This window comes from Thermohalobaculum sediminis, from assembly GCF_023487995.1.
In the GTDB taxonomy this organism is placed as follows: Bacteria; Pseudomonadota; Alphaproteobacteria; order Rhodobacterales; family Rhodobacteraceae; genus Thermohalobaculum; species Thermohalobaculum sediminis.
This window is the reverse complement of the sequence record NZ_JAMFKN010000020.1, coordinates 1-11788: the sequence shown is the minus strand read 5'-3', so window position 1 is coordinate 11788 and position 11788 is coordinate 1. Positions and strand designations below refer to the sequence as shown.

The window sequence follows — 11788 nt, the reverse complement described above, 5'->3', positions numbered from 1 at the left end:
CGCCCGGCCCTGACGGCCGAGTTCCCGAAGCGCCGGAGGCTCTCATCTGAACTGGCCCAGGTTCCGGGGATAGACCAATTACGAGAAAATTCGCCCATTCAGCGGTCCAGCTTCCGGGCAGCAGGTCAAAGCGACTGGTGTGTTCCACGGGGCTGGCTTATTCTTAAACTCGTCAATTCCCAATTCCGCGTAGAGCGCAGAGCTGATTGTCAGGAACCCGCCCTCGATGACATCTCTCAAGGTTGATCGGCGCCTTGCCGCTATCCTTGCCGCGGACGTCGCGGGCTATGCGAAGTTTATAGCGGAAGATGAAGAGAACACGCTGGCCGAACTGCGACAGCTACGTGAGACAATTATTGTACCGATAATCGACGAGCATAGCGGGCGGCTAGTCAAGACAACCGGCGACGGCTTTTTGGTAGAGTTCGGCTCAGCTGTCGACGCGATCCGGGCTGCAGTCGGGATGCAGAAGAAGCTCACGACACGCGAGGGTGGGCTGACGATGCGTATCGGCGTCAATGTCGGCGACGTCGTGATCGAGGGCGATGATATCCTTGGCGATGGCGTTAACATCGCCGCACGATTGGAGACAATCGCTGATCCAGGTGGGATCGCCGTCTCCGGCGCCGTCCATGATTACGTGTTCGGCCGGGTCGACGAAAAATTCGAGGACGCTGGTCGCTGTGAGCTGAAGAATATTGAGCGCCCCGTTCAAGTTTGGCGCTGGCGCCCTTCGGAGACAGACCTACTCCCGCCGCGCCGAACTGCTCAGCCGATGCCTCCAGACAAGCCCTCAATTGCGGTCCTGCCGTTCGACAACATGTCAGGGGACCCTGAGCAAGAATACTTTGCCGACGGTGTCGTAGAATCGATTACAGCCGCGCTCAGCCGAATTCGCGCCTTTTTCGTCATCGCGCGGAACTCGGCCTTTACCTATAAGGGCCGGCATCTCAACGTTAGGGAAATCGGGCGAGAACTTGGCGTGGCTTATGCGCTCGAAGGTTCGGTTCAACGCGCGGGGAGCCGGGTTCGTATCACAGTTCAGCTGATCGAGACGACCGACGGCGGCCATCTCTGGGCTGAACGATACGACGGATCAGTCGACGACATCTTCGATCTCCAGGACCGGATTACCGAGCAGGTTGCTGGAGCCCTCCAACCCTCGATCCGCCAGGCCGAAATCGAGCGCGCACGGCGAAAGCGGCCCCAAGAGCTGGGTGCCTACGACTATACGATGCGCGCGATGCGACGGGTCTGGACATTGGAGAAGGAGGAGGCGAGTGCTGCGCTCGAACTTTTAGACCACGCTCTCGCGATCGACCCCAACTATCCTTTGGCACTTGCCCTCGCCGCTTGGTGCTGGGCGCAACGATCGGTCTACAACTGGGTGCAGGACACCGCTGATGCACGGGCAAAGGCGCTGGCACTGGCGGATCGGGCAGCCAACGAATCGACTGATGACCCGCTAATCCTCGCGGTGCTCGGCGCGGTCCACACCTTCGCGCGGAACTACGGAGTCGCGCGAATTCTTCTTGAGCGCGCGGTTACGCTCGATCCGAACGCAGCTTGGGCGATCAGCAGGCTCGGCTGGCTTGAGGTCTACAGCGACCGACCTGATGAGGCCGATCCACATTTTCGTAAGGCGCTTAGACTCAGCCCCCTCGACCCGATGAACTTCAACAACTACGTCGGGCTCGCGAGCGCGCGGCAGGTGGCAGGCGACGACGCAGCTGCGGCCGACCTTTTCATCCGAGCGCTCCAAGAGCGTCCGAACGCGCTTTGGGTGCACCGCAACCTGGCGGCCTCGCTTTTGGCCGCCGGCCGCGAAGCAGAGGCGCAGGCCTCGCGAGACATCCTGCTTAACGCTTATCCGGGTTTCACGACGCGCATGTTCCGCGAGGCCATGGTCTTCTCACCACGAGTTCTCGACAGGCTCTGCAGCCTGCTGCAACGTCTCGGTGTACCGGAGTGAGCGACGCGTAAACCAGTCATCCCATCTGATAGCCCGGCGTCGAGAGCGAGATCGCTCGTTCCTCGTCGCTCATGCCCTCCTCGATCCCCTCGAAGAGCGGTGTCGACATGTAGCGCTCACCCGTATCAGGCAGCATGCAAAGAATGACCGAACCGGCGGCGGCGCGCTCGGCAAGCTGAAGCGAGACCGCAAAGGTGGAGCCGCCGGAAATCCCGGTGAATATCCCCTCGCGCCGTGCAAGCTCGCGCGCCCACTTCACTCCTTCTGCGCCTGGGATGGGGATGAGCTCGTCGAAGTATCCATTGTCCAGTGCCTCTTGGAGGACGAGCGGGATGAAGTCAGGCGTCCAGCCTTGAATTGGATGCGGCTCGAAGGCTGGATGGCTGACGGCCGGTGCACCCTCCGTAGTGCGTGTCTGCGAAACGCCACTCCCGAGCAGCTGGGCGTTCGCGGGCTCGCTTAAGACGATCTTCGTCTCGGGACGTTCCTTGCGTAGGACGCGCGCTACGCCACTCAGCGTGCCGCCTGTACCGTAGCCGGTCACGAAGTAGTCGAGCCGCTGACCGTCGAAATCGGACATTATCTCGCGCGCGGTTGTAGCTTCATGTATCTCGGCATTCGCTTCAGTCTCGAATTGACGAGCGAGAAACCAGCCGTTCGCCTCGGCCAGCTCCACGGCCTTTCGATACATGCCAAACCCCTTTTCCGCTCGAGGGGTAAGCACGACCTTCGCGCCCAGTAGACGCATGAGCTTGCGCCGCTCGATCGAGAAGCTGTCGGCCATCGTCACTACGAGGGGATAGCCTTTCTGCGCACAAACCATGGCGAGTCCAATACCGGTGTTTCCGCTTGTCGCCTCAACGACGGTCTGCCCAGGCTTCAGGCGTCCGTCCCGCTCCGCCGCCTCAATAATGTTGACGGCGAGGCGATCCTTCACCGAAGCCGCGGGATTGAACGCCTCGGATTTCGCGTAGATGGTCACGTGGCCGGGGCCGAGATTGTTGATCCTGATGCAGGGCGTGTCACCGATCGTGTCAAGTACGCTTGCGAAGAGACGCCCTCGACCCATTGTCGTCCGAAGACCGTTCCGATCCTTCATCTCGCACTCCCATTCTCTCGCGCGCCGATCTGCCCAGCTAAGGGCAATGTTAGACTAACCGGCGAGGATCGTCCTCTCTCTCCCTCTCTCGTTCGAGGGGGCATAAATCACCACCCTGTAGAGCAAAAAGTTCCCCAGAACGCCGCCAGCCAATCTCTCCAAGCAAGTGTCAGGCTAGCAAATCGGTTTCATCTGACCATGCCGACCTCCGCCGCAATGCTCAACGAGGTTGGGGCAAGGCCCAGCTCCGGGCTTGCGTGCCGGTAACGGATGATGATCCTCGATCAGAGGAACCACTCCGGAAGGCCGCGTAATGGAGCGTCGCCTCGCAGCAATCCTGGCCGCCGACATCGTCGGGTACAGCCGCATGACCGGCCGCGATGAGGCGGGCACGGTCGCGCGGGTCTCGCGCTTCGCCTCCGAGATACTGACCCCTATGATCGCGCGGCATCGCGGGCGGCTCTTCAAGCGGATGGGCGATGGCTTCCTCGTCGAGTTCGCGAGCGCGGTCGGCGCCGTCGCATGCGCGCTCGACTGGCAGGCGCGCATGGCCCGCGAGGACGGGGGAGACGCGCTGACCTTCCGCATCGGGATACATCTGGGCGACGTGATCGTCGAGGGCGACGACCTTCTCGGGGAAAGCGTTAACATCGCCACTCGGCTCGAGCAGGCGGCCCCGGTCGGCGGCATCGCAGTGTCGGCCGAACTGCACGGTCATGTCGACGGCAAGACCGAGGCCCGATTCGAGCATCTGGGCGAGCGGCACTTCCGCAACATCGAGCGGCCGGTCCGGGTCTGGGTCGTTCCCCCGGCGGATGCCGCCGGCGCCTCGGAGGTAGGTTCCGTTGCGCGGCTCGACGGTCTGGCCACGACACCCGAGCGGGGCGAGGAGGCCTCGGTCGCGGTTCTTCCCTTCTCGACGCTCTCGCCCGACCGATCGGACGACTATCTGGCCATGGGCGTCGCCGACCAGCTCGTGACGATGCTCGGCCATGTCCCGTGGTTCTTCGTCAGTGCCGAGTCGGCGTCCTTCTCGCCCGAGTTGCGCGGCCGTTCCCATGCCGAGATAGGTCGGCGGCTCGGCGTGCGGTATCTCGTCGAGGGCGCGCTGCAGCAGGCGTCCGGCCGGCTCCGCATCTCGGTGCGGCTGGCCGCGGCTGCGACAGGACAGCAGCTCTGGTCGCAGAGCTTCGCAGGCGCCCTCGACGACATCTTCGACCTTCAGGACCGGATCGCCCGGAAGGTCATCGGCGAGATCGAGCCGCGCCTTCGGCAGATCGAGATCCGGAGGAGCCAGGCCAAGCATGGCAGCCTCACGGCATATGACTGCTACCTCCAGGCGCTGCCGCTGATCCGGGGAATGAGCGGCGCCGAGCACGACGCGGCGATGGGGCGCTTGCAGGAAGCGATCCGGCACAATCCTCACCACGCCGCGGCGCACGGCCTCATCGCCTGGTTGATGACCCTGCGCCTGCCACAGGGACGGGGCCTCGATCTCGATCTCGGCGTCTTTCATGCAAACGAGGCGGTGGCGCGCGGGACTTTCGATTCCGAGGCCTTGTCGACCGGCGGCTACTCGCTCGGGTTCCTGACGCGAGACCTCGATCTCGGGCTCGGGCATCTGCGCGACGCGCTCGCGCTCAACCCGAGCGCGGCGCGGACGCATGACTTCCTGGGCTGGCTTCTGCTCTATGCCGGGCGGCCGGCCGACGCGCTCGACCACTTCCTACAATCGATGGAGTTGAGCCCGATCGACGACTTCGCCTTCCGAGCGCTGACCGGGCAGGCCTTCGCGCTTCTCTTCCTCGACCGACCCGCCGAGGCGGTAGCGACCGGGCGGAGAGCGCGCTCGGCCAATCCGCGCTTCACCGTCTGCCATCGGGTGCTGGCGCCGGCGCTCGTCGCCGTGGGCGATATCGAGGGGGCGCGGGCAGTCGTCGACGACCTTCGATCGCGGCACCCGGATCTGACAGTGGCGCGCTTCACGGCCGAGACGCGCTTCGCCGACCCGCGCTGCCGCGAGGTCCTGTTCGACGGGCTCTGTCGCGCGGGCCTGCCGATGGAGTAACGCACTGGCCGTCTCATGAGACCTGTACGCGGATCGCGGTTGCGGTGGCTTAATCTATCTGTTTCATTTTAGAAATTTCTTGGATTTGAGGCTGGCATGCTACGCTGGACGGTTCTGTCAGGGCAATCCCGCTTGAGCCGGGTTAGCCGCCTCCCTACCCTCGTGGCATGAGCAAACCCAACCCCTTCCGCTACTTCAAAACGTCACCCGAGATCATCCGCCTGGCGGTCATGCTCTACGTCCGCTTCCCGCTGTCGCTGCGGAATGTTGAAGACCTGCTGCACGAGCGCGGCATCGACATCAGCCACGAGACGATCCGGTTCTGGTGGCAGAGGTTCGGGCCGATGTTCGCCGCCGAGATCCGGCGCAAGTGCGTCAAGCGGGTGTGGTCCTTCGAACTGGCGGTGACACGTCGAGTATAGACCCCGAGCCTAGTCTCGCGGCAGCAACGCGCGCGTCATGGGTAGGTCACGCTTTGCCCTCCCCTCGCATCATCCTCCTGCGCAGGGTATCGATCGCTCGCTGCAGCTCTGCATCGGATAGCCGGGAGAGCAATCGATCGATCTCGCGCTCAGAGAGCCATCGCCGGTTGGTGTGCTCGAGGCATTCCTCCGCTGTCAGCGGACTCGTCTCGGCGCGCTCGAGAGCCATGACACGGTTGCGAAGCGATCTCACAACTCAGCCCCCCGTAGCGTTTCTCCAAGGCGGCAACGCGGCTCGCAAGCCGGCTCATCGCCGGCCCTCCAAACTGGCAATCCGTTGCTCCAGGTCGGTTGTCTCGAGCGCCCTGCGGAAGCCGTCGATGAGGCCCGCGACCGTCGTGGCTTCGGCAGGCGTCAAGTAGCCCTCGGACACGGCGCGAAGGATCATGCCCATCGCGGATGCCGCATCCTCCGCCGTCTGCATCTCGGGCAGCGAGAATGTCACGGGAGAGCTCTTCCGCGCTGGAGCAATTCGCTCAAGGTACAGGCGGAGGGCTGTTGCGTCGCCATCGAGTGCCATCTTCAGCGCCTTCCGGGTCAGGGCCTCGGCTTCGCCGTCCAGAAGCTCCTCCACGGCGCGCGTTGCGCGGTGGCGCGTCCCTCGAGGCTTGCCAGGATTGCCGGGCGCGAAGCGGCCGAGCGCGTCGCGATCCGATTTCGCGCCGCTTTTGCGGGTCTCAGACATCAGCACGCCTCTTCATCCAATGTGCGTCGGTCCGCACGCTGAGCAACGCCAGAGGGTCATCGCCCAGCATTCCCAGCTTGCGCGATGGACGCGCGACCGCGTGGACGGCTTTGCCATGTGTGTGAGGACCGTCACATTCAGCTTTGTGCACCGGGCGTAAAACTTGCTCACGTCGCCCGGATCGGGCTCCGAGAACGAGTTGAAGAAGATGACCCTCAGTCTGCCATACGCGAGCTACCCCGCCATCCTGGTTGCGATGTTCTGCACCGTGGTTGTCGCGCTCGGCTGATCCCGGCCCGGTCGTCGCGTCGGCAGCTGCTCTTCCTGAGAACAGGGGGAATGCCAGCAGCTGGAAGGCGCCTTTCAGTAAAAGCCGGAAAGCAGAATCTGCCTTATCTTCTAAGCAAACTGTGCTGTGCTGTTCTGTGCTGTTATAGCAATGCGAACGCATCACAGTTTCCCCTTTAATTTCAATGGATGGATGTTGTCGGGGTAATGGCGGGCGCGGGCCGAAGTCCGCGCCTTGTGCGAGCGGTGCTCGGCATCCTCGCGACGTTCCCGCAGCCACGGGCAGACCCATTCCGCGTTCGGCGGGTCGCCCTCCAGCGCCCAAAGGGCTTCCAAAACGGGCGCGACGATTTCTTCGAACTCCATTGTTGAAATCTGGAGCCGCGTGCAGATCCACGCTTTGTCCGCAGGAACCGAGCAGGAGAGACGCACCCACGCGATCTCGAGCAGCGCGTGATGCGCGCCCTTCTGAGCAAGTGTCATCCACCCTGTCGCGACGACGGTGTCTCGCGGGTCGTAGCGGAACCAGAAGATGTCACTCCGGCTCACGGCGTGCGCGCCTCTTCCACAAGATCTTCGACCAGCGCACCATCCGTCCCATCCTGCATGTCTGAGACGATCTCGCGCGCGATCCGCGCCATCTTCCGCGTTGGGGCGATGCCCTTCTTGCAGCGGCCCACGAAGGCGATAGCAAACCGCTTCGGCCAGCCCTCCAGCCGCTGACGACGGAGCGCGTCCGACAACCGCCAATGAAGTTCGTCAACGGGCATCCTGCGCGTCACTTGCAGCCCTCCCGCTCAGTCTTCCATTGGCCGAGGAGGCGTTGCCGCCGGGCCTCTATCATCTCGCCGAGATCGCGGCCCGATTGCGCAGCGTCGGCCATCGTCTCCCGGTCGGCGGGCGCAAGGCTAATGAGAGCCGCACCCGCGATTAGCAGGCGCTCAAGCTTGCCCAGCCGGGCGCGGAAGGGCGGCCGAGGCGATGAAGCCCGTCACGGGCGTCTCGGCGGCATCCGACGCCGGCGCGAAGGAGAAGCCGCCAGCGGCGAGGGCCGCGATCCCGAAGACCGCGATGCCTCCGATCTTGAAGAGCGCCAAGACGAGGGAGACGACGCCGACCGAACGGTTGCCCGACACGTTGACGAGATAGGCGAAGACGATGAGCGCGACCCCGAGGACGGGCACCAGCACGCCCTCCTCGCCGACGCCGAACGGCCTGAGCGCGTAGGTGCCGAAGGTGCGGGCGACAAGGCTTTCGTTGATCACCATCGAGAGCGCCATCAGCAGCGACGCCGCCGCGGCGACCACGCCCGGCCCGTAGGCGCGCTCGAGGATCATGGCGATGCCGCCCGCGGACGGGTAGGCGTTCGACATCTTGACGTAGCTGTAGGCGCTGAAGGCCGTGACCACCGCGCCCGCGATGAAGGAGAGGGGGAAAAGCGGGCCGGCGAGTTCCGCGATCTGCCCCGTCAGCGCGAAGATGCCGGCGCCGATCATGACGCCCGTGCCCATCGAGATGGCGCCGACCAGGGTGATGCTGTTCTTCTCGTAGCCCGTCTTCATCGCTCTTGATCGCCCGCCTGAATCGTCGCTCCACCCCCGGCGCCGGCAAGTCGCCCGATCCGCCCCGCTGATCGCGGCTCATCGACGAAACTGGCGCGTCCTGTCGGACCAACGACCGGGATCGGCCAGGGTCATGTCCATGCGCCGGCTCACATGGGTGCACCGACCCCCGCCCGGGGGAGCCGCCCCGCCCGGGCCACTTTTCCCGGCATCGAGATCACGACGGGGCTGGCCGTCGTTGCCGCTCCGTCGTGGTGGCCTCGCCCTTCGCTGCGCGTTGACCGGGCTCGGGTCAGGTCGCGGCCTCGGGTGCCGCATCGATGCCGCGGAGCGGCAGCCCCGCCATCGCGCTGTCGCCGAGCCGGAGGCGATGCGAGACGCCGGCGCCCGGTCGCGCCTATTCGATCCCGTTCGCGCGCTGCAGGTCCCGAACATAGGACGCGATCCACTCGATCTGCTTGTCGCTCAGCCCCTCGACCGGGGGCATGTTCCCGTATCGCCAGTGATGCGCCTGCACGCCGTTGCGCACCGCCCTGACGAACGCGAAGTCGGCATGGTGCGACGGCTCGTAGACTCTGTGAACAAGCGGCGGGCCGTGGTCCGTGCCCGAGGCGTTCCTGCCATGACACGAGGCGCAGTTCCGCTCGAACAGCGCGAGCCCGTTCGATGCGGCGGCAGAAAGCTGCGGCACGACGATCGCGGTGGCGTCTATCGCGGGCGCGCCCGAGGCGGCGCCATGCACCCCGTGTCGACGACCAGTGTCCGCCGCGCGTCGTCCGCGGGGGCCGCCAGGAAGACCCAGGCGGTTCCACGGAGGATTGCACGGCCGACCCCGCCCACTGCGAGCCGGAGCGGTTTCATCGGGCGGCCCTCCCGGAGAGGCCGTGGCCGCTCCGTCCAACGGTGACGACGCCCGATGCGCAGGTAAGCCTCGTCCTTCTCATGGTGCCTTATTGTGTTGCCGAGCGGTTCAGACACGCCTTAGGCGCGGTTCACGGCGCGGGCTGCCCGGATGGCGTCTTCTGAGCGGTCGCCGCGCCTCGAAACCGAGCGCGCAGCCACGGGCGAAAGGCGGATGAGGCGCCAGTTGCAGGTTGGGGCCAGTCCCATCCCTATCACAAGAAGCCGCGGCATGGTTTCTCCGTATCGCCATGCGCCACAAGCCTCGATGGTCGGCCATTCGCCGAGGACCCAGTGCCGCGACCGAACGGTGGGAGATTAGGGGTTGAGGACCCTTGCCGTCGCGAGGGCCATCGCGCGCACGCGCGGCGGCGACATCACCCCCGCCAACGGGCCGGAGGGCGGGCTTCCTGCCAGGATCCGCCGTCCTCGAACTTCAGCGCGGACCGCCGAGCGCCGGCGCGACCCCGGCGCTCGGCGTCGAGCGAGGACCACCCGAGGGCCATAGCCGGGAAAGCCCGGCAATCGGGACCATTCCGCGGTCGGTGCGGCCGCGCTGCGGGCCGGGGCGGGATCAGCGGCAGGCCGGTGCCTCGCCCCATGAAATTGCTGCCGACGCCGCCGCCCGTTGTGCTAATCCCATCCGATGCCGAGCGATCAGACCCTCGTCTTCGTGCTCTTCGGCGCGATTCTCGTGCTCCTGCTCTGGGGGCGTTTCCGCTATGATCTCGTTGCCTTCGGGGCGCTGATCGTCGCCGCGGCTCTGGGTGTGGTCCCTGCCGACGGCGTCTTCTCCGGGTTCGGGCATTCCGCAGTCGCCATCATAGCCCTGGTGCTGATCGTCAGCCGGGGCCTCACCTCCTCGGGGGCAATCGAACTCGTCGCCGCAAGACTTATCGATCCGGACCGCCCCTTGCCCCTGCACATCGCGATCGTCGCGGCGGCGGCCGCCGCCCTGTCGGCGGTCATCAACAACGTGGCCGCGCTGGCGCTCCTGATGCCGCTCGACATCGAGGCGGCGAACAGTTCGAAGCGAAGCCCCGGGCAGAGCCTCATGCCCCTCTCCTTCGCGACGATCCTCGGCGGCATGATCACGCTGATCGGGACGCCGCCGAACATCGTCATCTCGGAATATCGTCAGGACGCGCTGGGTGCGCCGTTCGCGATGTTCGACTTCGCGCCGGTCGGCCTCGCGGTTGCGGTCGCGGGCATCGCCTACGTGTCCGCGATTGGATGGCGGCTGCTTCCCGCGCGCGCCTCGATCGCGGACTACGAGCAGGAGGTTCGTCGCGGCCGCTACGTGGCGGAACTGCGTGTGGGCGATAAGGGTGCCGACGACAAGATGATCGTGCAGGACCTTTATCCGAGGGCCGATGAGGCGGACGTCCACATCCTTGGTCTCGTGCGCGGCGGCAGGCGGCGGCCCGGCCTCGGGGGGCGCGAAACTCTGCGCCCCGGCGACTTCCTGGTCGTCGAGGGCGAGCCGAAATCCATCGAAAGCTTCATGGGGCAGGCGGGTCTCGACTTCGCCGGATCCGAGAAGCACGAGGGTGGGGTGGCCGCCCCGGGCCTGACGCTGGCCGAGGCGATCGTCCCGGAAGGCGCGCGGATCGAGAACCGCACGGCCCGCAGCCTCGGCCTCTTGCATCGCCAGTCGGTCACCCTGCTCGGCGTCGCCCGCGAGGGGCGGCGGTTCCGCGATCGCGTGCAGCTCCTGCCGATCCGCGCCGGCGACGTCCTGCTGCTGCTGGGAACGCCGGAGCGCGTCTCTGCGGCAATGGACTGGCTGGGCGTGCTGCCCATCGAGGGGCGAAGGACCGAGGTGATCCAGCGTCGCAAGGCCGGATTGTCGATCGGCCTGTTCGTCATGGCCGTCGGGCTTGCGGTTGCCGGCGTTCTGCCGCTGGCGGTGGCGCTGGCCGGCAGTGTGATCGGCTATGTGCTGCTGGGCCTTGTGGGCGGGCGCGATGTCTATGACTCGATCGAATGGAAGGTGATCGTCCTGCTCGCCAGCCTCATCCCGCTGGCCGAGGCGTTCGAGCGCACCGGAGGCGCCGAGCTTCTCGCGAGACAGATCACGGCATGGACCAGCGGCTATCCCGCATGGGTGACGCTTGCGGCACTGATGGTCGTGACGATGACCTTGTCGGACTTCCTGAACAACGTCGCGACGACGCTGATCGCGGCTCCGATCGCCGTCTCGATCGCCACGGCGACCGGCGCCAATGCCGACACCTACCTCATGGGCGTCGCGGTCGCTGCGTCCTGCGCGTTCCTGACGCCGATCGGGCACAAGAACAACACCATCATCCTCGGCCCCGGTGGGTATCGGTTCGGCGATTACTGGCGGATCGGCCTACCCCTCGAGGCGCTCGTCATCGCGGTCGCGGTGCCCATGCTGCTGGTGGTGTGGCCGCTCTAGCTGCGACCTGAGCCGGGTCCCGTGCCCAGCCGGGCGGCGAGGCTTGCCGGCATGGCGCCGGCCTCAGGCCCGTCGGGGACACGACGTGAATGAGCCGCAACGCGCCGGCCGGCCACGTCATCCGGGCCGAGGCAGATGAGCATGGGACGACCAGCGCTGATGCCGTTCCGCGGCAGGAGAAGGCTTGGGAACCCGCCCAAACGCCCGACCGGGCAGCCCGCCATGATCGAGCGCTGAGCCACCCCAGAAATTTCGGTCCACCACTAGAGTGAGGAGAAGGAGGACCGAAGATGGGGAACAAGCACCACAA

General features: G+C 65.7%; 8 protein-coding genes and 2 pseudogenes. 4 read left to right on the top strand and 6 right to left on the bottom strand.

Going from position 1 to position 11788, the window contains the following annotated elements; all coding sequences use genetic code 11:
* Nucleotides 1-226: 226 nt before the first annotated feature.
* Complete coding sequence (locus M1105_RS20090; protein WP_249582162.1) at nucleotides 227-1972, top strand: adenylate/guanylate cyclase domain-containing protein; 1746 nt, start codon at nucleotides 227-229, stop codon at nucleotides 1970-1972.
* Nucleotides 1973-1988: 16 nt separating this feature from the next.
* On the opposite strand, the gene M1105_RS20085 is transcribed toward M1105_RS20090, so the two are convergent.
* Nucleotides 1989-3071 (bottom strand): PLP-dependent cysteine synthase family protein, encoded by a 1083-nt coding sequence (locus M1105_RS20085; protein WP_249582161.1) that lies wholly within the window; start codon nucleotides 3069-3071, stop codon nucleotides 1989-1991.
* Between the two features lie 313 nt (nucleotides 3072-3384).
* Here M1105_RS20085 and M1105_RS20080 point away from each other — a divergent pair, with 313 nt between their 5' ends.
* Nucleotides 3385-5139 carry an adenylate/guanylate cyclase domain-containing protein gene (locus M1105_RS20080; protein WP_249582160.1) on the top strand — a complete coding sequence of 585 codons (1755 nt, stop codon included), beginning with the start codon at nucleotides 3385-3387 and terminating at the stop codon, nucleotides 5137-5139.
* A 167-nt stretch (nucleotides 5140-5306) separates the two neighbouring features.
* Nucleotides 5307-5481: pseudogene (locus tag M1105_RS20075) on the top strand (IS6 family transposase); the annotation flags it as partial.
* A gap of 387 nt (nucleotides 5482-5868) precedes the next feature.
* Here the strand turns inward: M1105_RS20075 and M1105_RS20070 are convergent.
* From M1105_RS20070 to M1105_RS20050, 5 genes and pseudogenes are all read right to left on the bottom strand, one after another.
* Entirely contained in the window at nucleotides 5869-6306 is a 438-nt protein-coding gene (locus M1105_RS20070; protein WP_249582159.1) for a DUF5681 domain-containing protein, read from the bottom strand.
* Nucleotides 6307-6756: 450 nt separating this feature from the next.
* Nucleotides 6757-7143, bottom strand: a complete 387-nt coding sequence (locus M1105_RS20065; RefSeq protein WP_249582158.1) for a YdaU family protein — start codon at nucleotides 7141-7143, stop codon at nucleotides 6757-6759.
* Nucleotides 7140-7376, bottom strand: a complete 237-nt coding sequence (locus tag M1105_RS20060) for a hypothetical protein (protein WP_249582157.1) — start codon at nucleotides 7374-7376, stop codon at nucleotides 7140-7142. Before M1105_RS20060 ends, M1105_RS20065 begins: the two co-directional genes overlap by 4 nt.
* Nucleotides 7377-7559: 183 nt before the next feature.
* A pseudogene (locus M1105_RS20055) lies at nucleotides 7560-8156 on the bottom strand (amino acid permease); the annotation flags it as partial.
* 397 nt (nucleotides 8157-8553) lie between these two features.
* The gene (locus M1105_RS20050; RefSeq protein WP_319936813.1) at nucleotides 8554-8898 is read right to left on the bottom strand and encodes a cytochrome c; all 345 of its coding nucleotides are present in this window, start codon (nucleotides 8896-8898) and stop codon (nucleotides 8554-8556) included.
* Nucleotides 8899-9702: 804 nt separating this feature from the next.
* Here M1105_RS20050 and M1105_RS20045 point away from each other — a divergent pair.
* Complete coding sequence (locus M1105_RS20045; RefSeq protein ID WP_249582156.1) at nucleotides 9703-11478, top strand: SLC13 family permease; 1776 nt, start codon at nucleotides 9703-9705, stop codon at nucleotides 11476-11478.
* The last annotated feature ends 310 nt before the right edge of the window (nucleotides 11479-11788 follow it).